Here is a 22,027-nt window from a genome sequence, read left to right as displayed (position 1 = left end):
CCTGCTGATCGGCGGCGGTACCCGACGGTAGGCAGCCCGTGTTACTCGGGCATGGCTGAATGTTTCGGCCGTGCGACATTGCCCCGCCCAACCGAGCCCCACACTGGTGAAGCGGGTGACCGGCGCCGCGTCAGAGCAGGTGGCTGACTTCGCTGGCCGCAACCCGCAGCCCGTCCAGCGCGGACGCCGTGGAGCGGGGGTGCAGTGCGTGGTAGGCGAGCCGGAACATCACGGCGCGCAGCAGCAGCTGCGGCCACTCGGGCAGGTGCGACCAGCGGCGCAGCAGTCCGGCGTCGGCACCGCCCCACGCCAGCGCGTCGATGGCGGCAACGGCGGCGCCCCACTCACCCGGCCGGTAGTGGGGTTCGAAGTCGACGATCCCGGGCGGGTGAGCACCGTCGAACAGCACGCTGCCGAACAGCCCGCCGTGCACGAGTTGATCGGCCAGCGCGACCGGTCTGCGGGAGGGGGCCAGGATCTCGAACCACCGGCCACCCTTGGTCTCGTCCAGTTCGCCAGGCAGTTCGTCCCACGCCATCCGATCGGCAACGGCGGCGATGTCGGTTCGATCGGAGAGGAAGGGTGGACGGGGAAAGTCGACCGTGGCCTGGTGCAGTTTGACCGCGGTCAGTACGACATCGTCGGGGCGGTGCTCGGGGGTGCCGGAAACGAACCGGCTCGCACTCCATCCGGCGATCACCCAGCGGCCGTCGGTGGAACGCACCGGGCGGGCGATGCGCAGGTCCGGTACGTCGAGTTCGGCGAGAGTGTGGGCGAGCCACACCGCGCGGGCCCGCTCGCCTACCGGCCTGAGCACGATGTCACCGCAGCGCCAGACGCTCGTGCCGCGCAGCGGCTCGGCGTCGTCGAGGCTCGCCCCGAACGCCGTGCAGACGTGCGCCGGGGGGCGTTGCCGGGTAGGGCCCACGGCCGGCGACGTTACTCCGCCGACCGCGCTCTACCCGGCAACCACACGGCTGTAACCCGCGCGAGTCCCCCGCTCCTGCCCGCGAGTTCCGCGTTCACGCCCGCGAGTTCCGCGTTCACGCCCGCGAGTTCTGCGTTCCCGAACGCTCGGGAGGAGGCGGTCAGTAGGTCGGCAGGCTCTGGTCGACCTGGTTGGCCCACGCCAGCACACCGCCACCGAGATGGGTCGCGTCGCGGAAACCCGCCTTGTGCAGCGCGGCCAGCGCCTCGGCGGAGCGACCACCCGACTTGCAGTGCAACACGATCGGCTTGTCCTGCGGCAACTCGGCCAGCGCCTCGCCGGACAGGATCCGGTCCTTGGGGATGAGCTTGGCGCCCTTGATGTTCACGATCTCGTACTCGTGCGGCTCGCGAACGTCGATGAGCTCGAAGCTTTCCCCGGCGTCGAACTTCTGCTTCAGCTCCTGCGGCGTGATCGTGTGCCCTGCCGCCGCCTGCTGCGCCTCGTCGGAAACGACACCGCAGAACGCGTCGTAGTCGATCAGCTCGGTGATCTTCGGCGTCTCCGGGTCCTTGCGGATCTTCACCTCGCGGTAGCGCATCTCCAGCGCGTCGTAGCTGATCAGCCTGCCGAGCAACGGCTCGCCGATGCCGGTGATGAGCTTCACCGCCTCGGTCACCATGATCGAGCCGATCGACGCGCACAACACGCCGAGGACGCCACCCTCCGCGCACGAGGGAACCATTCCCGGCGGCGGGGGCTCGGGGTAGAGGTCGCGGTAGTTCAGGCCCTTGCCGTTCGGCGCGTCCTCCCAGAAGACGCTGACCTGACCCTCGAAGCGGAAGATCGATCCCCACACGTACGGCTTGCCGAGCAGTACGGCCGCGTCGTTGACGAGGTAGCGGGTCGCGAAGTTGTCGGTGCCGTCGAGGATGAGGTCGTAGCCGCCGAAGACGTCCAGCGCGTTGTCACTGGTGAGCTGCTCGGTGTGCAGCACGACGTTGACGTACGGGTTGACCTCGGCGATCGACTCCTTGGCCGAGACGGCCTTCGGCTTGCCGATGTCGGACTGGCCGTGGATGACCTGGCGCTGCAGGTTCGACTCGTCGACGACGTCGAAGTCGATCACACCCAGAGTGCCCACTCCGGCAGCGGCCAGGTAGAGCAGCGCGGGGCTTCCCAGCCCACCGGCACCGATGACCAAGACCTTCGCGTTCTTCAGTCGCTTCTGCCCGTCCATCCCGACGTCCGGGATGATGAGGTGACGGCTGTAGCGCGCGACCTCTTCCTTGGTGAGCTCGGCGGCAGGCTCGACGAGCGGCGGCAGCGTGCCTGACATGGGTCCTCCATCTCGCGCGGATCGCGGTCCTTCTATCTTTAACCGCCACCGACCGCGCGGTCTTCCCCCGTCCACATGCTGGACGGCGCTGCTAGTTGCCTTCGGCCTTCGGATTCGGCCAGGCGTTGGGCTTGCAGACCTTGCCGTCGGCGGGTACGGCCCCCTGGTCGCCGCCGGGGATGTCGTTGAGTTTGGCCACGTAATCGTTGGCGACACCGAAGGTCTGCTGCATCATCACCGGCGCGAGTGCACCGTCGCGCTCGCAGCCCTTGTGCGGAAGTCCCAGCGCATGCCCAACCTCGTGGTTGATCGCGTACTGCCGGTAGCCGGTCATCTCGAAGCTGAACGCCAACGCTCCGCGAACCCAGCGAGCGAGATTGATCACCACGCGGTCCTGGCCCTGGATGTCACGCCGGTAACACGAGGCCTCGAACGGGATCGCCGAGCCGCAGACCTCCGGCTTGCGAACCGTGCCGGGCGTGGTGAGGCTCACCCGGAAATCCGGGTCGGGGAAGCTGGCGTCCACCCGGCGCAGCGAGATCTCGCCGGTGCCGGTCCAGCTCCTCGGGTCGGACAGGGTGCCCTCGACCGCCGCCGCGAAGCTGTCGTCGCCCGCATAGCTCGCCGGATCGATTCCGTCCTCGACCTCGATCGTGTAGGTGAAGAGCTTCCCACCGCTGCCGACCTTCTCACCGCTGCCCGGCACCACGTGCCAGGTTCCCTTGCCTTCCTGGGTGTAGTCGCCACCCTGTGGCAGCTTGGCCGTCGGGATGTCGAGGTCCACAGGACCGGCAGGGTTCTCACTGGCCAGCGGGCTGCTGCCCGCCGAGGCGGCGTCTGAGGAGGGGGTGTCCTGCACGAGTGACCCGCCGGCTTCGGGGTCGCGGGTGGTGTCCACCACCACGATCGCGGTGAGCACAAGCAGGATGGGCACGGCGTAGGCGCGCCAGCCGTAGGCGCCTGCCAGTCTCCGCAGTGCCGAGCGGCGCCTCTTCTTGCCCCGCTCCCGCTCGTGGGCCCGCGCGAGCGGATCCCACGACGCACTCAGCGGTTCGCCGGACACTCGCCGCCGCTTCGGCCGGTAGCGCTCGTCCGCCGCGGGGCCACGGGTGTCGGAGGAGGAACCGCCGGACGGGGCGGTGGCCCGCCGTCGGTCGCGTCGTGCTCCTTCTGCTACCCGGTCCACGGCCCAAGAGTGCCACACCGCCGTTGGCGTACACGCGGGTGAGGCAGGGCGCGTCGCGGGCGAGGGCCTACCAGCGGCCGGAGTCGGCGCTTTGCCACATGCCCAGCATCGCCCGTGCCACGGTGACGGGCCGTTCCATCTGGGCAACGTGTCCCGTCCTCGGGAGCACGAGCAGCTTGCCCCTTGGCAGCAGCCGCGCGGTGCGCTCGGCTCGCCTCACCGAAATCACCTTGTCGTGTGTACCCCACACCACGAGCGAGGGCGCCCGCACCTTCGGCGGTACCGACCACAGCGAGCCGGAACCGAGCGAGAACCAGGCGCGGAAGATCTCCATCGTGCTGCGGGACAGCGCCGCGTCGGCCCACTCCAGCCCGATCCGGGCGCCGTGCTCCTCGGCCAGTTCGGCCAGCCGGTGCGAAGGGAAGGACTCCGGCTCCGCGAAGCACAGTTTGATCACCTGTGCGGCACGCTCGTGCGGGCCAAGAGCTGCCAGTTCCCTGCGTGCCTTCTTGCCCACGATCGGCAGGTAGGCCAGCGCCAGCCTGGGGTCGGACAGCCTGCGCGGGTCCGGCCGCCGGTCGGGCACGGCGGGTGAGATGAGCGTCAGCGTGCGCACCAACTCGGGACGTTGCGCGGCCAGCAGCAGCGAGATCGCGCCGCCCATCGAGTTGCCCACCAGGTGTACCGGTCCTGCCCCGCGCTCCTCGATCAGCCGGGCCACCACATCGGCGTGCGCTCGCAGGCTGAAGGTGAAGCCGTCGGCGGGCTCGGAGAAGCCGAAGCCGGGCAGGTCCGGCGCGATACCCTGGGCGCTCGGCGCGAGCAGGCCCGCGAGATCGGTCCAGTTGGTCGAGGAACCGCCGAGACCGTGGACGTACACGGCGGTGGCGTCCCCGGAGCCGGGAGTGTTGCGAACGTGCAGGTTGACCCCGCCGGGGCTCTCCATCGCTCCTGGCCACGGCGCCGCGGTGTCGTCCAGCGGTGGCAGCGGCGCGTCGGACAACGGGACGTGGGTCAGCGCGGCACGTCGGCGGGTCGCTCCCTTCTCCGAAGGGGCCTGGTTCGCGCCGGAGAGCGTTTCGGACACAATTCAAGGATGCCTCACGCCCGCCGCGTTTGGCGCCCGGTGCGTACCCGCGAGTAATGTGCGTGAGGAACGAAGTGGAGGCGGGGATGACTGAAACGGCGCAGTCGCAGGGCGCCGGTGAACACACCGGAACGCCCGCGTTCGGCCGGGGAGTACGGCTGCCCCGGACGGAACGCCGAGCGCAACTGCTTGCCGCCGCACAGCAGGTCTTCGCGGCCAACGGCTACCACGCGGCGGCGATGGACGACATCGCCGAGCGGGCGGGTGTCAGCAAGCCGGTGCTCTACCAGCACTTCCCCGGCAAGCTCGACCTCTACATCGCGCTGCTGGAAAGCCACGTCGACACGCTGGTGACCGCGGTGCAGCAGGCGCTTTCGTCCACCACGGACAACAAGCAGCGCGTGAAGAACGCGGTGGGCGCGTTCTTCGACTTCGTCAACGGGGACGTCGGCGCCTTCCGCATGGTGTTCGAGTCGGACCTGCGGGGTGAGCCCGCGGTGCAGGAGGCCGTGGACAGGGCCACGTCGGCCAGCGTCGACGCGATCACCGAGACGATCACCGCCGACGCGGGCCTCGACGAGGACAAGGCGAGATTGCTCGCCGTCGGGCTTGTGGGCATGAGCCAGGTCAGCGCGCGATTCTGGCTGGCCCACCACAGCTCGATGAGCAGGGAGGAAGCGGTAGCGCTGACCTCCACCCTCGCCTGGCGCGGTATCGGCGCCGGGTTCCCGCTACAGCAGCCCTCCTGAAGCCGTCCTGACTCAGCCCACGCGGCCCGCGCGGCCGAGCACGGCGTCGGCCAGCGTGTCGAGTTGGACGGCCACCTCGGCCGCCCGCTCCTGCGGCAGCATGTGCCCGGCCCCCGGGAACAGCACCAACCGCGAGGCGGGTAGCTCGTCGCTGATCGCGCGTGCGTGCGGCACCGGGCACAGCCGGTCGGACCCGCCCGCGAGCACCACGGCCGGTAGCCCCCGCAACGTGGCAAGAGCCGCTCGCCGGTCGTGTACCGAGATCGCGTCCTGGAACTGGCCGACGCTGGCCGGGTGGGCACGCAACAGTTGTTCGACCACGGAATCGACGTCCTGCCTGCGTGGCCTTCGGCCGAACACCAGCCAGCGCGCGCCCGCCCGCGCGGCCGCGGGCCGCAGCGGAAGGCCTTCACCTCGGTAGCCTGCCAGCAGCTTCGCCAGCCTGCGTTCCAGCCGCGCGGCACCTGTGCCGAACGCGCCGGGCAGGCCGAGCGTGATGCGGTTCATCTCGCCACACGAGGTGGCCACGAACGCGACGGCGCCGACCCGTTCCGCGACGAGCCGAGGGTGTCGCTCGGCGAGCGCCATGATGGTCATGCCACCCATCGAGTGGCCGGCGAGCACGAGCCTGCCCTGTCCCCCGCGGTCGCTGAGCAACTCGGCCAGGTCGTCGGCGAGCCGTTCGATGGTGGCGGTGCCCGGCCTCGCCGCGGCGGAGCGGCCGTGCCCGCGAAGGTCGTAGCGCAGCGTGCGCAGCCCGGATGACAGGTGCGGCAGCACGGGATCCCACGTCGTGTGGTCCTGGGTCCAGCCGTGCACCAGCACGAGCGTGCCCGAAGCGTCGGCAGGGCCGTCCACGCGCACGTGCAGCGCCGTGCCGTCGCTGACCCGGAACGACTGCGTCTGGTCGAGCGTGCTCACGCCTCCTCGCCGACCAGGAAGGAGCGCCGCCACCACGGCATACCGGGAGCGCCGACGAGGCCGACCTCGTCGAGGAACTGCATGATCCGCTCACCCGCGTAGCGGACGGTGCGCTGCCAGTGCGGGTTGGTCATCGCGGCCCGGTACCCGTCACGCGGGCGGATGCCCACGGCCTTGTAGACGGCGGGGTTCACCAGACTCCGGGTGATCTCGTGCGACACCATCGCCAGCAGCAACCGCTGGTAGGCCTTCTCCGGTCCGGACATGTTGGCCATGCCGCGCTTGACCTCCTCGCGGGCGAAGGTGACGTGCCGCGCCTCCTCGAGGACGTGGATGCGGTTCACCATGCGCACCAGCGGTTGGATCTGCGGGTCGTTCATCTGTTCGCGCTGCATGCGGTCGAGGATCTCCTCGGCAACGAGGATGGAGCCGTACATGGCGGGGCCGTAGCCGATGACCGGAAGCAGCTTGCCGACGCGCTTGCGCCACGACACCGGGCCGTAGGGCGGGCAGCCGATGCGCTCGGTCATCCTCGCGAACATCGTCGAGTGGCGGCACTCGTCGGCGATCTCGGTGAGCGCGTACTGGGCGTGGCTGGTGGTGGGGTCGGACTTGTAGACCTCCTTCAGCAGCATCTGCATCAGCAGGATCTCGAACCACAGACCGTTGGTCGCGATGCTGGCGACCTCGTGCTTTCCGAGTTCGATGCGCTGCTGCGGCGTCAACCCCTCCCACAGCGACGTCCCGTAGAGGGTGCACCGGTGTTCGGGGATGTAGTGCTTGCCCTCGACAAGCGGAGCCTCCCAGTCGATGTCCACCTCGGGGTCGTAGAACTTGTTGGCCGACGACTTCAGCAGCCGCTCCGCCGTCTTCTCCCGGCCTGTCTCCCTGAGGGTCCGCGTCACCGCCGACACCACCTTCCGCTTGATGTAACTTCGGGTAACAGTTACTTCTGGTAGCATGGAGGGCATGGGCGATCGTGTCAAGCACGGCGACGGCAAGCGCGCGGGCGAGCAGCGAGCAGGCGACGCCCGCAGGGACCGCTGGCGCAAACACCGCATAGCCCGCCGTGCCGAGTTCGTGGAGGCGGCACTGCGCGCGGTCGACGAACACGGCCCCGACCTGGGTATGGACGACGTCGCCTCGGCGGCGGGAGTGACCAAGCCGGTGCTGTACCGGCACTTCGAGGACAAGGCGGATCTCTACCTCGCCCTTGGCCAGCGAGGCACCGAGATGCTGTTCGAACGGCTCATCCCGGCGATCAACGCCGAGTTGGCACCGGTACCCCGCATCCGGATGGCTCTCGACGCGTTCTTCACGGTGATCGAGCAGCACCCGAACCTGTACCGGCTGCTCTCCCGCAAGTCCTTCGCCGACCGGCCGGTGGACGCCGACGTCGTCGCCGAGGACAAGGAGGTCATCGCGACGGCGCTGACCGCGCTGCTCGGTGACTACATGCGGATGCTGAACATGGATTCAGGGGCCGCGGAACCGTGGGCGCACGGAATCGTCGGGATGGTGCAGAACACCGGCGAGTGGTGGATCGACAAGCGAACGATGAGCCGCGACAGCGTTGTGGAGTACCTGACGCAGATCATCTGGGCGGCCATCGACGGCCTCACCCGCCAACACGGCGTCGTGCTCGACCCCGACAAGCCGCTTGAGGCGAACAAGGTGGTGCGGCTCTCGCCGCAGCGCAGGGCGGACACAACACCGCAGGCAGAACCAGGAGGCGCATCGTGACCGGACACGACCAGCACGACGAGGACGGCTACACGGGGCCGGCGAAGCTGCTGCTCGGCGACAGCGAACTCGACGTCGAGGTGGAGCTTCGGGGGCACTTCCAGCCCATCGACGGCTACTACCACTGGTACGGGCGGGTGAGGGCCGACGAGCGTGTCTCCGAGGCCGCCGCAGGCAAGAAGCAGCCGGTCGAGATCCACACACCGCAGGGCAAGGCTCGCGGTGAACTCTCCGACCCCGACCCGTGGGACCGCTACCGGATCACCGGAACGAGCACGCCGCCGTTCCAGGTGCCGACCACGCTGGACCAGGTCGCCGGATAGCGAGCGCGAAAAACCACGGCCCTGTCATGGCAGGGCCGTGGTTTCGCTGGGTCAGGAGCCTACGGCGAAGCCGACCTTCCTGACGTCGGACGGTGCGATCTCGACGTAGGCGATCCGGTCAGCCGGGACGAGGAACTTGCGGCCCTTCTCATCGCTGAGGCGGAACAGGCCGTCGTCGGCATTCAGCGCCTCGGAGACCAGCTTCTCGACCTCGTCGGGCGACTGGCCGCTGGACACCACGAGCTCCCGCGGGGTGTCCTTGATGCCGATCTTGACCTCCACGTACAACCTCCGCCTGTTCGTGCCGCTGTGGTTGGCTCCTCCAGGCTAGCCCAGACCGAGCGCCTGCATCCGCTTGGTGTGGCGCTGCTGGAGCCTGCGGAACAGCGCGGCGATGCCGGACAGGTCACCGGAGCCCTGCACGATGAGTTCCGCGAGGCCGTCGCGCTCCGCCACGATGTACTGCGCCTGGGTCAGCGCCTCGCCGAGCAGCCTGCGACTCCACAGCGCGAGCCGGTCACGCTGCTTGGCGTCGGTCTCGATGGCGGCAGCCACCTCACGCTCGGCGAACGAGGAGTGCCCCGTGTCGGCGAGCACGGTCAGTACCAGTTCCCTGGTCGTCTCGTCTAGCACTTGGGCCAGCTCGCGGTACAGATCCGCGGCGAGATTGTCCACCACGTAGGCCTTCACCAGCGACTCCAGCCACGACCGTGGTGCGGTGGAGGCCTGGAAGGCGTCGATGTGCGCGACGAACGGGCGCATCGCGTCCTCCACCGCAACACCTTGGTCGGCGAGATGCCGCTCGAGCAGGGCGTAGTGGCCGATCTCGGCCGCGGCCATCGACGCCAGCGCCGCGTGTCCGGCCAGCGTGGGTGCGGTGCGGGCGTCCTCGGCGAGCCGGTCGAACGCCGACAACTCGCCGTAGGCGAGTACCCCCAGCAGATCCACGACGCCAGAACCGGTCCGCGCTTTCGCCTCACTCACGCGCCCAACCGTAGTTGAGGGCGGGGAGACCAATAACACCTGACTCGCCGCGACCACCGTCACCCGGCGCGGAGATGGACAAGGTAGGCTCCCGCCTGGTAGTGAAACTGCCCTATGTGTAGTGCACATGTCGCGGCGGCGTGTGAAATACCCGCGGCCCCGCCTGCCGTTGCACTTCACTGAGAAGACAATGTGCGTGCACGCCCTCGAGCGGCGTTCCCGCGTGATGAGTCCCGGGTTTCGATTTTCCGGGATGGACCGCACTCCCACGTGGTCGAGCGTCGCGCAAATACCTGGCCGTGCGCGCTGGTATGAGAGAGGCGATCGAACCATCCACCCGAAACGAAACGACAACAGCATCGATCCGGCGGCGCTCGAGCACAGCGAGTCCGGCGCCACCGAGACCGACACGTCACATCCGTTACAACCGCTGCCCGACGCCGAAGTGGTGGCCGAACCCGACAACCCGACGTTCACCGAACTGGGCGTACACCCCGACATCGTCCGCGCGCTCTCGGCCGCGGGCATCGAGCGCACCTTCGCCATCCAGGCACTGACGTTGCCGCTGGCGCTGGCGGGTGAGGACCTCATCGGTCAGGCCCGCACCGGTATGGGCAAGACGCTCGGCTTCGGCGTTCCCGTGCTGCAGCGGTTGACGTTGCCGGGAGACGGCACCCCGCAGGCGCTCGTGGTGGTCCCCACCCGCGAACTGTGCCTGCAGGTGACCCACGACCTGACCGACGCGGCGAAGCACCTCGGCGTGCGCACCACCGCCATCTACGGCGGTCGCCCCTACGAGTCGCAGATCGAGGCGCTGCGCAAGGGCGTCGACCTCGTGATCGGCACGCCCGGCAGGCTGCTCGACCTGGCCGAACAGCGCCATCTCGTGCTCGGCAAGGTGAAGGCGCTCGTGCTCGACGAGGCCGACGAGATGCTCGACCTGGGCTTCCTGCCCGACATCGAGCGCATCCTGCGGATGGTGCCGGAACAGCGGCAGACCATGCTGTTCTCCGCCACCATGCCCGGCCCGATCATCACGCTGGCCCGCACCTTCCTGCGGCAGCCGACCCACATCAGGGCCGAGGAGACCGACGCCGGAGCCATCCACGAGCGGACGAGGCAGTTCGTCTACCGCTCGCACTCCCTCGACAAGCCGGAACTGGTCGCCAAGGTGCTGCAGGCCGACGGCCGGGGCCTGACGATGATCTTCACCCGGACCAAGCGCACGGCGCAGAAGGTCGCCGACGACCTCGCCGAGCGCGGGTTCGCCGCAGCGGCCGTGCACGGCGACCTCGGCCAGGGCGCGAGGGAGCAGGCACTTCGCGCGTTCCGTTCCGGCAAGATCGACGTCCTCGTCGCCACCGACGTCGCGGCCAGGGGCATCGACGTAGACGACGTGACGCACGTCATCAACTACCAGACACCCGACGACGAGAAGACATACGTGCACCGCATCGGCCGCACGGGCCGGGCGGGCAAGACCGGGGTGGCCATCACCCTGGTCGACTGGGACGAACTCCCTCGCTGGAAGCTGATCTCCGACGAGTTGGGTCTCGACATGCCGGAACCGGCCGAGACCTACTCGACCTCCAAGCATCTGTTCACCGACCTCGGCATTCCCGAGACCGCCACCGGGCGGCTGCCGCTGGCCAAGCGCACCCGGCAGGGTTTGGCCGCCGAACCCGAGGAGGACCTCGGCGGCAGGCGCGGGAAGGGCCGCTCCGCGAACCCCGCAGCCGAATCGGGATCGGGTTCCCGCCGTTCACGGCAACGCAGGCGCACCAGGGGCGGTGGTGCCGCCACGGCCGCCGATGCCGCGACCGCGGAGCCGGGTGGCACGCAGGCCTCGGAAGGCGGTGGCAGGCCGAAGCGGCGGCGTACCCGGGGCGGCTCGAAGCCCGCGGGTGAGGCACCGGCTGCAGCCGACAAGAGTGAAGCGGGGGCCTCGGAAGGCGGTGATCGTCCCGCCAGGCGCAGGCGCAGGCGCCGAAGCGGGACTCCCAACACCGCGGAAACACCGGCGAGGGCAGACTGAGCACGTGAACACCTCCCCCGGACGACCCGACGAGACCGATGCGCAGGGCAGCCAGGCCGCGTTCTCGTCCGGCAAGGAGGACGTGCTCGCGAGCGGTGACGCGGCAGGTGGTCGGGAGGCCGACGAAAGCCACCCCGGCGGGCCCGAGCAGCGCGGCCACCAGCCGGCGCGGCAGCGGCGCGGCAGCAAGTCACCGTGGAACCGCCCTCGGGACAGGGCCGTCGCCGCCACGCTGGCCGTGCTGGCACTGGCCGCGGCGGTGCTCGTGTGGTGGTTCAGCGACAGCCGCGCCACCACACAACGGACGGCCGCAGCTCCTCCCCCGCTTCCTGCCGAACCCGCTTCGGTACCAGCGGGACTGAGCGAGATCTGGCGGGCACCCAGCAGCGCCACCTCCGCACCGGTCTCCGAAGGCGGCCTGGTGATCACCGCGGCCGACTCCGCGGTGCAGGGTCGCGATCCACTCACCGGCCAGGTGCGCTGGAGCTACGCCCGTGACCTGCCGCTGTGCACCGTCACGAACGCGTGGTCGAAGGTCCTCGCGGTCTACCGCAAGGACATGGGGTGCAGCGAAGTCACCCAGCTGGACGCGGGTACGGGCAGGCGCACCGCGCAGCGCAACGGTGATGCCGAACTCGGCACCCGGCTCGTCGAGGGCGGCTCCCATGTCACCACCACGGGCGACCACCTGCTCAACACCTGGCGAAACGACCTGGTGAAGAGCATGGAGTACGGTCGGGTCCCGGCGCAGGTCAACCCGGACCGGCAACCACGCACCGGCTGCGAGTACGGCACCGTCGCCGCCGCAGCCGACAAGGTCGGGGTGATCGAGCACTGCCCGGACGAGTCGGGTGCGAGGCTCACCGTGCTGAAGGCCTCGGGCGAGGATGCCGACAAACCGGAGCAGGAGTTCAGCGCGCTGCTGCCGGAGCCGGACGCGGCGCTGGTCGCGATGGCGGACGACGCCGTCGCCGTGGCGATGCCCGAACACGGACGGTTGTTCGTCTTCAACGGCGAGGGCAGGCAGACGGCGACCTACCCGCTGGATGTACCCGCTGCCGAACTGTCGGCCGACCCGCCGGGCGGCGTTGTCGCCACCTCGCGGGGCGGCGACAACGTCTACTGGTTCACCGGCTCACGCACCGTGGCACTTTCGGCGCGAACACTGCGACCGCTGTGGACGGTGCATGACACGCTGGGGCCCGGCACCCTGTTCGCGGACGAGTACGTCGTTCCCATCGAGGGCGGGCTCGCGGTGCTCAACGAGGCCGACGGGGCGACGCTGCGGACCGTACGCGTCGATCGGAGCGTCGGCGAGGGCACGATCCGGCTCGCCGCGGCGGGTCCGGTGTTGCTGGAGCAGCGGGGCGACACGATGGTGGCGTTGAAGTGAACGAGGCAGAACCTTCACCCGACGCACCCGACCCCGACCCCGACGCCGTGCCGGACACGACGCCCAGCACAGCGCCGGGCGGCGCGGTGCCCGCCTTCTCCCAACTGTCACCCCACACTGCCCACCGCATCGACCTGCCCGGCCCGTACGGGCCGATCGCGGCGTTGCGGGGACCGCGACCGCGACGGCCGATGGCTACCGCGTTGCTGCTACCGGGCTACACCGGTTCCAAGGAGGACTTCGCCCCGCTGCTGGACGGGCTCGCCGAGGGCGGTGTGCTGCCGGTGGCCGTGGACCTGCCCGGTCAGTACGAGTCGCCCGGTCCCGACGACGAGTCGCGCTACCTTCCCGCCGCGCTGGGCGAAGTGGTGAAACAGCTGGTGGACGCGCTGCGGGCAGGCGGTCCCGTGTTGCTGCTCGGCCATTCCTACGGCGGGTTGGTGGCTCGCGGCGCGGTGCTCGCCGGTGCTGCGGTCGCCGGACTGACGCTGCTGGGCAGCGGCCCCGCGAAGCTGCCGCCGGGGCCGCGGCTGCGGGCGGTGGAGGTTGGCGATCCGATGCTGCGTGAGCACGGCATCGCCGCGGCGTACACGGTGCGGGAGCGGCTCAGCCAGAGCCTGCCCGGTACCGCCGAGCCGCAGGCGCTGAAGGCGTTCCTGCGCGAGCGGTTTCTCGCGTCCAGCCCGGCCGGACTGCTCGGTATGGCGCTGGGCCTGCGCACCGAGCCGGACCGGACACCGGAGTTGGCCGCCTTACTGCGCGAGCGTGGGACACCGAGTCAGGTGGTGGCGGGAAGTCACGACGACGCGTGGAGCGTGCCCAGCCAGCGGGCGATGGCGCGCAGCCTCGGCGCCTCGTTCGCGACGGTGGAAGCCGCCGCCCACTCACCCAACATCGAGAACCCGCCCGCGCTGCTACGGATCCTGCTGACCGACTGGACGTCCTGGCTCGGGGCGCGCTGACACCACAGCGCCACCCACGACCAGGAACCGGCCACCGCCCTAGGCCCACCAGAACAGCCACAGCACTGCCGCGACGAGCGCGACGACAGCCAACCCGGCCAGCGCCGCGGTCCGTCCGCGGCTGCGGTCGGCCACGGCCTGCGCCACGAGCGCGAGCACGGCTCCCACGGCGTGGCCCGCGACAGCCGGCGCGCCAGGGCCCTTGCCGCCGGAGGCCCAACCGAACACCTCTGCGGCCAGCACGGCGAGGGCCAGCAGCGCGAGCCCGGCCGCGAGCGATCCGGTGAGCGCACGCCACCATCGAAACCGTGCGCGGCCGGAGGTGGGCCGCTCGGGCAGGCCTGTCACGTCGCGCTCCACCGTGTCCGTCCCGCGCATCTCACTCCGTCATCGCACCGTCGTCGCGGGAAGCCAGCAGTGCCCAGGGCAGGACGGCCTGCGCGGCGCGCCTTCCGTCGGCACAGCTGGGCCGGAAGTCGCACCACGCGCAATGCCGACCGGTCCGCGCAGGGAACACCTCGTCGGGGTCACCGCCTTCGGAAAGGGTATCCGTCGCGGTGCGCAGGTCGGTGGCGGTCTCGTGCGCGCGGCGAAGCTGCCTGCGAAGGCTGTCGTCGGTGTGTTCGGCGGCCGCGATCGTGCCGGACGGCAGGTGGTGCAGTTCCACCCGCCTGCACGGCTTCCGCAGCGTTCGCGCCGCCGCAACGGCGTAGAGCGCCAGCGCCTGCGAGGCGCGAGCCTCGTACTCGTCGGGCGCTCGCTTGCCGGTCTTGTAGTCGACGACGACGAGTTCACCGCCGCGAGCGTCGATGCGGTCGGCGCGCCCTTCGACGATCAGCGAGGGCGGCCCTCCTTCGGGAGCCGCGGGAGCGGACACCCAGCGTTCGAGTCCCACCGGATCGCCGCTGACGTCGTTGTGCTCGACGTAGTCGGCCACCCAGCGCCGTGCCCGTTCGCGGTACACCGCGGCCTGTTCCGCGTCGGCGAATCCGCCGTCCTTCCAGTGTTGGGTGACCAGCGCCGCAGCCCGCTCCGGGGTACGCCGCTGGACCGGCAGGTCGAACAGTTCACGCAGCGCGGTGTGCACCACGGCGCCGAGCGTGCTGTGTGCCCACGGTCCGCTGCGTTGCGGTGTCGGCCGGTCGAGGTAGTTCATCCGGTAGCGGCGAGGGCAGTCGTCGAAGGTGGAGAGCCGCGCAGGCGTCACCCTCGTCAAGCGTTTGGGCTGCTCGCCGAAATCGAACCCCAGTTGCCCCATGTGCTCCATCCCGGCGACAGCCTACGCACTCACCGGGACGGAGTCACAAGGGGTGAGCAGGGTGCTACCGACGTCCTTGCTCACGGCCCAACCCGCACCGTCGAGCCGCTCGCCAGTGCCACGAGCCGCTCGAACTCCGCGGGGTCGGTGATCTCCTGCCCGATCGCGATGCTCTTGTTGCTTCCGTGGTAGTCGCTCGAGCCGGTTCGGACCAGGTCCAGTTCCTTCGCCAGTCCTCGCAGCGCCTCGCGTTGCCCCGGGTCGTGTTCGGGGTGGTCCACCTCGAGACCTGCGAGACCGCGTCCCGCCAGCTTCGCGATCACCTCGGGTGTCACCGTCGGGCCTCGCTTGGCCGCGAACGCGTGGGCGAGCACGGTGACCCCGCCCGCCTCGACGATCATGTCGATCGCCACTTCCACGGGCGTGTCGGCCCTCGGCGCGTAGTAGCCGCGGCCGTTGCCGAGGTACCTCGCGAACGCCTCGTCGACCGTGCTCACCACGCCCGCTCGCACGAGCGCTCGCGCGAGATGTGGCCTGCCCACCGGGGTGTCGGGGTTCAGCGAACTCAGCACCTCGTCGGGATCGATCGGCAGGCCGTCGGCCGCCATCCGCCGCGCCATCACCCGAAACCGGCGGCGTCGCTCGCGCCGCAGCCGCTGCTGTTCGGCGACGAGCACGGGCGAGGTGGGGTCGAACAGGTACGCCAGCAGATGCACGCTGACCGTGCGCCCGTACTCGTCGACCGATTCGCACGACAGTTCCGCGCCTGGCACCAGCCGCATCCCCGGGGGCAACGCCTGTATCGCGGGTTGCCAGCCCGCCGTGGTGTCGTGGTCGGTCAGCGCGACGACGTCGAGCCCCGCGGCTGCCGCCGCGTGGACGAGTTCGGCAGGGCTGTCCGTGCCGTCGGAGACCGTGGAGTGGGTATGCAGGTCGATGCGCACGCCACCCATTGTCCAGCGTGACGCCGTGGGCCGGTCAGCCAACCACGCGCTTGCCCCGGGCCGCCCGCTGCGCCTTGATCATCGAGAAGCGCTCCGCCTGCTTCTGCTTGTCCCCGAACACCAGCTCGGAGATGGTGTCGTAGAACTCCTCGGGCTTGGGCAGGTACTCGATGCGGTTGAGCGCCTGGATCTGCCCCGCCGACTCGACGATCATCGTGCCGTAGCCGAGCATGCGGCCCCAGAACGAGCGTTCGTAGGTCAGGTCGGTGACCTTCGTGATCGGCATCATGAGGACCTTGGTCGTCCACACGCCCGTCGTCATCACGAACCGCTTGTCGGTGACCACCAGTCGCTCGACCCACCACTCGATCACCTGGTAGGCGAAACGCAGGACCACGAACAGGGCCACGTACCAGAGGATGTTCTGCAGTACCCACAGCGCCGGTGGGAGGACGTACGACACCATCACGCAGATCGCGATCAGCGCGATGGCCTCGAACGTGTCCCACACCAGGCAGGCCCAGTGTCGCCGGACTCTGATGACCCTGCGCTCGGTGTCGAGCAGGTACTCGTCTGGGTCGCGTGGCGCGAACATGGTGAGAGACCAGCGTCAATCAGCTGAACACGTTGCTGACGAACGTGATGACAGCCTCGGCGGCATCGCGCAACGCGGCGATGATGTTGTTGACGAACCCCGCGGCCTCTCCTGGTCGGGCGATCACGAAGAAGAGGACCAACGCGATACCAGCGAAAGTCGCAAGCTTTTTCGCGTTCACAGCGATCAATCCCGTCTCTCGAGTGCAGACCGTTTGGCAGTGGTGCCACTAAGTTTGTACCGCACTGCGCAGTGTTACGGGAGGAAAGTACCGCGCTTGGGTCAGCGTGCTGCGCGAATCACATCACATCACTACACTCCGTGACCCCGATCGGCCACTCGTAGGATCGCAGGCATGGGCACCGTGCGGGCAGTGGGTGGCATCGTGCATGACGAACAAGGCAGGTTGCTCCTCGTCCGCAGGGCGAACGAACCCGCCCGCGGCCGCTGGTCACTGCCTGGCGGCCGGGTGGAGGCGGGCGAGACCGACGCCACCGCCGTCGCAAGGGAGCTGCGCGAGGAGACCGGGTTGTCCGTGCGGCCGGGTGCGCTGCTGGGCACGCTGTTTCGCGGGCCGTACGAGATCTTCGACTACGCGTGCGTGGTCCAGGGTGGGCAGCTGCTCGCGGGCGACGACGCCGACGAGGTGAGGTGGGTGGACGCCGAGGCGTTCGAGGAACTGGCCCGCGCGGGCGTGCTCACCGACGGCCTCCCCGAGCTGCTGCGCGCCTGGAACGCGCTGCCGAAGGCGTGAGGGCCTGCGCCGCCGCCTCAAGCCCTGCACGCGCGTGTCCCGCCCCGCAGCGCGGGCCATGGCAGTTGTGAGCGGCTTGTCCGGCTTGTCAGGTGGTCTCAGCCCTGCACGCGCGTGTCCCGCCCTGCCCACTCCCGCTCTCTGAGCTGGAACTTCTGGATCTTGCCTGTCGAGGTCTTCGGCAGCTCGGCGACGAACTCGACCGACTCGGGAACCTTGTAGCGCGCGATCTGCGACCGCACGTGGTCGAGCAGTTCCTGCTCGGTCACCGACTCCCCGCTTCTGGTCACCACGTAGGCCTTCGGCCGCTCGCCCCACTTGTCGTGGGGAACACCGACCACCGCGACCTCCAGCACGGCCGGATGCGAGTCGATGGCGGCCTCCACCTCGATGGTGGAGATGTTCTCGCCACCGGAGACGATGATGTCCTTGGCCCTGTCGCGCAGTTCGATGTAGCCGTCCGGGTGCCACACGCCCAGGTCGCCGGAGTGGAACCAACCGCCTCTGAAGGCCTTCTCCGTCGCCTCCTGGTCGGCGAAGTACCCCGACATCACGTTGTTGCCGCGCATCACGACCTCACCCATCGTGGCGCCGTCGCGCGGCACGTCGTTCATGTCGTCGTCGACCACCCTGACACCGTCGGTGACGACCATGCCGACGCCCTGCCGCGCGAGCAGCCTGCTGCGTGACTCCACGTCGAGCTTGGCCCAGCCGTCCTGCCACTCGCAGACCGTGTAGGGCCCGTAGGTTTCGGTCAGCCCGTACACGTGCACCAGCTTGGCCCCCAGCGCCGTCATCCGGCTGATGACCGTCGGGCTCGGCGGGGCACCCGCCGTCGTCACGACCACCTCCTGCGCCAGCGGATGCGCCTGCGGATAGTTGGCGATCGTGTTCAGCACGGTGGGCGCCCCGTTGAGGTGCGTGATGCCCTCCGTGTCCAGCAGCCGCCAGATCTCCGCCGCGTCCACGGCACGCAGGCACACGTGCGTTCCTCCGATCGCGGTGATCGCCCAGGTGGTGCACCAGCCGTTGCAGTGGAACATCGGCAGCGTCCACAGGTATCGGGACTCGCTCGTGTGCCTGGAGTGCACGATCTCGGCGAGCGAGTTCAGGTAGGCGCCGCGATGGTGGTACATCACGCCCTTGGGCCTGCCGGTCGTGCCGGAGGTGTAGTTGATCGAGATCGTGTCGCGCTCGTCGTCGACGGCCCACGGCAGTGCCTCGTCGGGTTCTGCTGACCCTCGGGCCAGCAGGTCGGCATAGGAGATGCCACCGACGGCCGCGTCCGCGGCCACCCCCGAGGCCGGATCGGTCACCGTGACGATCTCGCGAACGGAGGGGTCGGCGGGCACCGACTTGTGCAGCGCCGAATCCACAACCAGCAGCTTCGCCCCGGAGTGCCGCAGGATGTAGTCGATCTCGGCGGGAGCGAGCCGGGTGTTGATGGCCACGAGGGCGCCACCGGCCAGCGGTACCGCGAAGTGGGCGACGAGCATCTCCGGAATGTTCGGCAGCAGGTACGCGACCCGGTCGCCGCGCTCGACACCGCTGGCTCGCAACGCCGAGGCAACCCGCGTCACCTCGGCAGCGAAGTCACGGTAGGTGATCCTGCGATCCCCGTAGGCTATGGCGACCTTGTCGGCGAACACCTCCGCCGAACGTCGCAGGAAGGACAGCGGGGTCAGCGGCGTGTACCAGGTGTCGTTCGTGGCGCCCATCGGACCATCCTGACCAACCGGGCGTGGGGGCCACAACCTCTGAATGGAGACCCGGGGCCTGCCTCAGCTGGACAGCCAGGTCATCCGCTGACCGTGCGTCGAGGCCAGCGCGAGCACCTCCGCCCGCGCCGCGGTCCCCTCCCACCGCACCACCCCGAGCGTCATCTGCCCGCTCAGGCCGTAGGACAGGTCGTCGCGGCCGGGTAGCACGTACCGCAGCGCGCCCTCGTACCCCTCCGCGGTCACCCACCACAGTGGACGCTGGGAGGCGAGGGCGCGCAACGCGTCGATGAACTCGGTGCGGCGTTGCTCCGGCAGGTAGCCGAGCACGTGGCTGGTGTACACCACCAGCGGCAACTCGGCGGGAACGTGTGCGGCGGCCGCGTCGAGGTCGGCCACGGCGTCGCCCGCGATCAAGTCGGGGCGGTACTTGCGCTGCGCGGCCGCGGCCGTCCGCAGCAGCCGGATGCGCTCGGGCTGGTCGGCCCACACGCACGCCTCCAGCCACGCGAGTTCGTCCTCGTCGGAAACGTCGACCGGCGAGCGGTCCAGTCCCACCCTCGCGCCTACCGAGAGCTTCTTCGGAATCCTGGGCAGCGCCGCGCCCTTGCCGAGCGAGAGGGCGCAGTGCAGGCCGACGGCCGCCTTCGCGGGCCCCGCGGTCAGCTGCTCGCCGCCGTCGCACTGGTATTGGTAGGAGAACTTGTCCATGCCCAGCAGCAGGCCCGCGCTGCACCCCACCTCGAGCAACCCGACGGGACCCCGTGCCTGCTTCGCGACGGCGGCCACCGCCGGGTAGAGCACCGCGGCCCTGCCGACCTCGTTCGTCTGGGTGAACCTGGTCCGCACCAATTCCCACACCCGGTCGGCGCGCTCCAGCAGGAAGCTCCGAAACAGCGGCCAGGTCTCGGAATCCACACCGTCCGAACCGCCCAGCGAGGGGTAGTAACGCGTGAGCGGATGGATCGGATCGGCCTGTAGGAGCCGGTGCGCGGCCGCGAGCAACAACGTCGGATGCGCGTCGTTGCCCGCCGCCGCGGTGAGCAGCGAGGCCACCTCGTCGTCCTCGGCGGCCTTCGCGGCCAGATGCTCGTACAGCGGCGAGTGCCCGGCCGCCTCGTGTGCGGCGAACCTACGCAGCCGCCTGCGGACGGCATCCAGGTCACTCATGCGGAACCGGTCTCCCCGGCTGCTCGCCACCGCGGGTCTCGCCGTAGGAACGCTTTGGCACCATGACCTTCCTCCGAAACGTGCACACGATCGTGCCGTCCTGCTTGTAGCCTCGGGTCTCGACGTGCACGACGCCGCGATCGTCCTTCGACTTCGACGGCGTCTTCTCCAGCACCTCGGTCTCACCGTAGATGGTGTCGCCGTGGAAGGTCGGCTTGACATGCTTGAGCGAGGAAACCTCAAGGTTCGCGATGGCCTTGCCCGACACGTCGGGCACGGACATGCCGAGCAGCAGCGAGTAGATGTAGTTGCCGACGACGACGTTCTTGCCGAAGTCGGTGGTCTCACCCGCGTAGTGCGCGTCCATGTGGAGTGGATGGTGGTTCATGGTGAGCAGGCAGAACAGGTGGTCGTCGTACTCGGTGACCGTTTTGCCCGGCCAGTGCTTGTAGACGTCGCCGACCTCGAACTCCTCGAAGTACCGACCGAACTGCACCCGAAAACCTCCTCGCGGCTAACGTCACATCGCCCGCGGGCGATGTGACTGATGTCGAGGAGTACCCTTGACCATTGGCGCCCGAAGCGTCAACGCGAGCAAGACCACCCACGGCCCAAGGAGGTGAGGACGCAGATGAGTAGTGGCGATAGTCCGCTTCCTAGTTCAGCCAGCGTTCCCACCCAAGGGGCCGACCGCTTCGGTACGCGGTAGTCGGCTGGTCCCACCGGGACGCTGGCAGTGCCGGGCGGACTTCTTCCGCCTGGCCTCGTCGTCTGTGTCAAGCGACGCCACAGCCAGGAGATCCCCATGCCTGCGATTCCTTCCCTCGGCAACCTGCGGGGCAGGGCCGCCACGCGCGCCTCTCGCGCCGCGCGGCCGCCTGTCACCACACCGGTGTCCGACTACGTCGTGGACTGCGGCGTCTACGTCGGTGGGCAACGCCTGCCTGGACAGTGGACACACACCGAGGCGATCAAGGAAGTCCGACGGCGTGAGGAGGGCTTCGTCTGGATCGGCCTGCACGAGCCGGACGACAACCAGATCCAGGGTGTCGCCGACACGTTCGGCCTGCACGAGCTGGCCGTCGAGGACGCGGTGCACGCGCATCAGCGGCCGAAGCTGGAGCGCTACGACGACACGCTCTTCATGGTGTTTCGCACGGTTCGCTATGTCGAGCACGAGTCGCCGACCACGGCCAACGAGATCGTCGAGTCGGGCGAACTCATGGCCTTCCTTGGTACCGACTTCATCATCACGGTCCGGCACGGCAACCACGCAGGGCTGGCGAAACTGCGCAGGGAGTTGGATGCCGACCCCGAACGGCTCGCCCCCGGCCCCGCGTCGGTGCTGCACGCCATCGCCGACCACGTGGTCGACCACTTCCTCGACGTCACCGAGCGCATCGAGGACGACATCGACGAGATGGAGACCGAGGTGTTCGCGCCGAGGTCGCGAGTCAGTTCCGAGCAGATCTACCTGTTCAAACGCGAGGTCCTCGAGTTGCGCCGCGCGGTGTCTCCACTGGCCACGCCACTGCGCAGGCTGGCGGAGGGCTACACCCGGCTGGTGCCCGACGAGGTGCGCTCCTACTTCCGCAACGTGCACGACCACGTCACCACGGTGGCCGAGCGGGTAGCGGCTTTCGACGAGTTGCTCACCACCCTTGTCGACGCCACGCTCGGCAAGATCACGCTGCAGTTGAACTCCGACATGCGCAAGATCACGGCATGGGCCGCGATCATCGCGGTGCCGACCGCGCTCGCCGGGGTCTACGGCATGAACTTCGACTACATGCCCGAGCTGCACTCCAGATACGGCTATCCGATGATCATCGCGGTCATCCTCGTGATCTGCCTGACGCTGTACCGAATATTCCGCAAGAACCGCTGGCTCTAGCACCACCGAGGTGCCGCCCGAGGCCGGCAACCAAGTCGTTTCGC

At 69.3% G+C, this 22,027-nt stretch carries 24 protein-coding genes; 8 read left to right on the top strand and 16 right to left on the bottom strand.

Features of this window, described 5'->3' with window-relative positions; all coding sequences use genetic code 11:
* Nucleotides 1–130: 130 nt before the first annotated feature.
* The 4 genes from SACMADRAFT_RS04825 to SACMADRAFT_RS04810 all read right to left on the bottom strand — a co-directional run bounded on the left by SACMADRAFT_RS04825 (nt 131) and on the right by SACMADRAFT_RS04810 (nt 4,540).
* Nucleotides 131–928 carry a TIGR02569 family protein gene (locus tag SACMADRAFT_RS04825; protein ID WP_009152664.1) on the bottom strand — a complete coding sequence of 266 codons (798 nt, stop codon included), beginning with the start codon at nt 926–928 and terminating at the stop codon, nt 131–133.
* Between the two features lie 160 nt (nt 929–1,088).
* Nucleotides 1,089–2,267, bottom strand: coding sequence for an adenylyltransferase/sulfurtransferase MoeZ (moeZ, locus tag SACMADRAFT_RS04820; protein ID WP_009152663.1), 1,179 nt, complete (start codon nt 2,265–2,267; stop codon nt 1,089–1,091).
* Between the two features lie 91 nt (nt 2,268–2,358).
* Nucleotides 2,359–3,453, bottom strand: a complete 1,095-nt coding sequence (locus SACMADRAFT_RS04815) for a DUF3152 domain-containing protein (protein ID WP_009152662.1) — start codon at nt 3,451–3,453, stop codon at nt 2,359–2,361.
* A 67-nt stretch (nt 3,454–3,520) separates the two neighbouring features.
* A complete protein-coding gene (locus tag SACMADRAFT_RS04810; protein WP_009152661.1) occupies nt 3,521–4,540 on the bottom strand; it encodes an alpha/beta fold hydrolase in 1,020 nt (339 codons plus the stop codon).
* Between the two features lie 86 nt (nt 4,541–4,626).
* Between SACMADRAFT_RS04810 and SACMADRAFT_RS04805 the strand changes: the two genes are divergently transcribed.
* Nucleotides 4,627–5,289: a TetR/AcrR family transcriptional regulator gene (locus SACMADRAFT_RS04805; protein ID WP_009152660.1), complete on the top strand. Its 663-nt coding sequence runs from the start codon at nt 4,627–4,629 to the stop codon at nt 5,287–5,289.
* A gap of 12 nt (nt 5,290–5,301) precedes the next feature.
* Here SACMADRAFT_RS04805 and SACMADRAFT_RS04800 read toward each other — a convergent pair whose 3' ends face one another.
* Nucleotides 5,302–6,210 carry an alpha/beta fold hydrolase gene (locus tag SACMADRAFT_RS04800; RefSeq protein WP_009152659.1) on the bottom strand — a complete coding sequence of 303 codons (909 nt, stop codon included), beginning with the start codon at nt 6,208–6,210 and terminating at the stop codon, nt 5,302–5,304.
* Nucleotides 6,207–7,115 carry an AurF N-oxygenase family protein gene (locus SACMADRAFT_RS04795; RefSeq protein ID WP_009152658.1) on the bottom strand — a complete coding sequence of 303 codons (909 nt, stop codon included), beginning with the start codon at nt 7,113–7,115 and terminating at the stop codon, nt 6,207–6,209. Before SACMADRAFT_RS04795 ends, SACMADRAFT_RS04800 begins: the two co-directional genes overlap by 4 nt.
* A 55-nt stretch (nt 7,116–7,170) precedes the next feature.
* Between SACMADRAFT_RS04795 and SACMADRAFT_RS04790 the strand changes: the two genes are divergently transcribed.
* Nucleotides 7,171–7,953 carry a TetR/AcrR family transcriptional regulator gene (locus SACMADRAFT_RS04790; protein ID WP_009152657.1) on the top strand — a complete coding sequence of 261 codons (783 nt, stop codon included), beginning with the start codon at nt 7,171–7,173 and terminating at the stop codon, nt 7,951–7,953.
* On the top strand, nt 7,950–8,276 hold the full coding sequence (locus SACMADRAFT_RS04785; protein WP_009152656.1) for a DUF4873 domain-containing protein: 327 nt from the start codon (nt 7,950–7,952) through the stop codon (nt 8,274–8,276). Before SACMADRAFT_RS04790 ends, SACMADRAFT_RS04785 begins: the two co-directional genes overlap by 4 nt.
* Nucleotides 8,277–8,327: 51 nt before the next feature.
* Here SACMADRAFT_RS04785 and SACMADRAFT_RS04780 read toward each other — a convergent pair whose 3' ends face one another.
* Both SACMADRAFT_RS04780 and SACMADRAFT_RS04775 read right to left on the bottom strand, forming a co-directional pair.
* Nucleotides 8,328–8,558 carry a DUF3107 domain-containing protein gene (locus tag SACMADRAFT_RS04780; protein WP_009152655.1) on the bottom strand — a complete coding sequence of 77 codons (231 nt, stop codon included), beginning with the start codon at nt 8,556–8,558 and terminating at the stop codon, nt 8,328–8,330.
* A gap of 45 nt (nt 8,559–8,603) precedes the next feature.
* Nucleotides 8,604–9,260 carry a ferritin-like fold-containing protein gene (locus SACMADRAFT_RS04775; protein WP_040925549.1) on the bottom strand — a complete coding sequence of 219 codons (657 nt, stop codon included), beginning with the start codon at nt 9,258–9,260 and terminating at the stop codon, nt 8,604–8,606.
* A 127-nt stretch (nt 9,261–9,387) separates the two neighbouring features.
* Between SACMADRAFT_RS04775 and SACMADRAFT_RS04770 the strand changes: the two genes are divergently transcribed.
* The 3 genes from SACMADRAFT_RS04770 to SACMADRAFT_RS04760 are packed head-to-tail and all read left to right on the top strand — an operon-like array spanning nt 9,388 to nt 13,650.
* Nucleotides 9,388–11,295, top strand: coding sequence for a DEAD/DEAH box helicase (locus SACMADRAFT_RS04770; RefSeq protein WP_009152653.1), 1,908 nt, complete (start codon nt 9,388–9,390; stop codon nt 11,293–11,295).
* 4 nt (nt 11,296–11,299) lie between these two features.
* Nucleotides 11,300–12,688, top strand: coding sequence for an Rv3212 family protein (locus tag SACMADRAFT_RS04765; RefSeq protein WP_009152652.1), 1,389 nt, complete (start codon nt 11,300–11,302; stop codon nt 12,686–12,688).
* Entirely contained in the window at nt 12,685–13,650 is a 966-nt protein-coding gene (locus SACMADRAFT_RS04760; RefSeq protein WP_009152651.1) for an alpha/beta fold hydrolase, read from the top strand. The genes SACMADRAFT_RS04765 and SACMADRAFT_RS04760 overlap by 4 nt, the downstream gene beginning before the upstream one ends.
* 39 nt (nt 13,651–13,689) lie before the next feature.
* Here SACMADRAFT_RS04760 and SACMADRAFT_RS04755 read toward each other — a convergent pair whose 3' ends face one another.
* From SACMADRAFT_RS04755 to SACMADRAFT_RS30265, 5 genes are all read right to left on the bottom strand, one after another.
* Nucleotides 13,690–14,028 carry a hypothetical protein gene (locus SACMADRAFT_RS04755; protein ID WP_009152650.1) on the bottom strand — a complete coding sequence of 113 codons (339 nt, stop codon included), beginning with the start codon at nt 14,026–14,028 and terminating at the stop codon, nt 13,690–13,692.
* A gap of 1 nt (nt 14,029) precedes the next feature.
* Nucleotides 14,030–14,908 carry a RecB family exonuclease gene (locus SACMADRAFT_RS04750; RefSeq protein ID WP_009152649.1) on the bottom strand — a complete coding sequence of 293 codons (879 nt, stop codon included), beginning with the start codon at nt 14,906–14,908 and terminating at the stop codon, nt 14,030–14,032.
* Between the two features lie 80 nt (nt 14,909–14,988).
* Entirely contained in the window at nt 14,989–15,861 is an 873-nt protein-coding gene (locus SACMADRAFT_RS04745) for a PHP domain-containing protein (RefSeq protein ID WP_009152648.1), read from the bottom strand.
* A gap of 25 nt (nt 15,862–15,886) precedes the next feature.
* On the bottom strand, nt 15,887–16,447 hold the full coding sequence (locus SACMADRAFT_RS04740) for a PH domain-containing protein (RefSeq protein ID WP_009152647.1): 561 nt from the start codon (nt 16,445–16,447) through the stop codon (nt 15,887–15,889).
* Nucleotides 16,448–16,466: 19 nt separating this feature from the next.
* Entirely contained in the window at nt 16,467–16,628 is a 162-nt protein-coding gene (locus tag SACMADRAFT_RS30265) for a hypothetical protein (protein WP_009152646.1), read from the bottom strand.
* Between the two features lie 174 nt (nt 16,629–16,802).
* Here SACMADRAFT_RS30265 and SACMADRAFT_RS04735 point away from each other — a divergent pair, with 174 nt between their 5' ends.
* Nucleotides 16,803–17,201, top strand: coding sequence for an NUDIX hydrolase (locus SACMADRAFT_RS04735; protein ID WP_009152645.1), 399 nt, complete (start codon nt 16,803–16,805; stop codon nt 17,199–17,201).
* Between the two features lie 98 nt (nt 17,202–17,299).
* Here SACMADRAFT_RS04735 and SACMADRAFT_RS04730 read toward each other — a convergent pair whose 3' ends face one another.
* From SACMADRAFT_RS04730 to SACMADRAFT_RS04720, 3 genes are all read right to left on the bottom strand, one after another.
* On the bottom strand, nt 17,300–18,919 hold the full coding sequence (locus SACMADRAFT_RS04730; protein WP_009152644.1) for an acyl--CoA ligase family protein: 1,620 nt from the start codon (nt 18,917–18,919) through the stop codon (nt 17,300–17,302).
* Nucleotides 18,920–18,982: 63 nt separating this feature from the next.
* A complete protein-coding gene (locus tag SACMADRAFT_RS04725; RefSeq protein WP_040925548.1) occupies nt 18,983–20,089 on the bottom strand; it encodes a DUF2332 domain-containing protein in 1,107 nt (368 codons plus the stop codon).
* Nucleotides 20,082–20,585 carry a MaoC family dehydratase gene (locus SACMADRAFT_RS04720; protein ID WP_009152642.1) on the bottom strand — a complete coding sequence of 168 codons (504 nt, stop codon included), beginning with the start codon at nt 20,583–20,585 and terminating at the stop codon, nt 20,082–20,084. Before SACMADRAFT_RS04720 ends, SACMADRAFT_RS04725 begins: the two co-directional genes overlap by 8 nt.
* A gap of 309 nt (nt 20,586–20,894) precedes the next feature.
* Between SACMADRAFT_RS04720 and corA the strand changes: the two genes are divergently transcribed.
* A complete protein-coding gene (corA, locus tag SACMADRAFT_RS04715; RefSeq protein ID WP_009152641.1) occupies nt 20,895–21,983 on the top strand; it encodes a magnesium/cobalt transporter CorA in 1,089 nt (362 codons plus the stop codon).
* The last annotated feature ends 44 nt before the right edge of the window (nt 21,984–22,027 follow it).

This window comes from Saccharomonospora marina XMU15, assembly GCF_000244955.1.
Lineage (GTDB): Bacteria > Actinomycetota > Actinomycetes > Mycobacteriales > Pseudonocardiaceae > Saccharomonospora_A > Saccharomonospora_A marina.
This window is presented reverse-complemented; position numbering and strand designations above follow the sequence as displayed.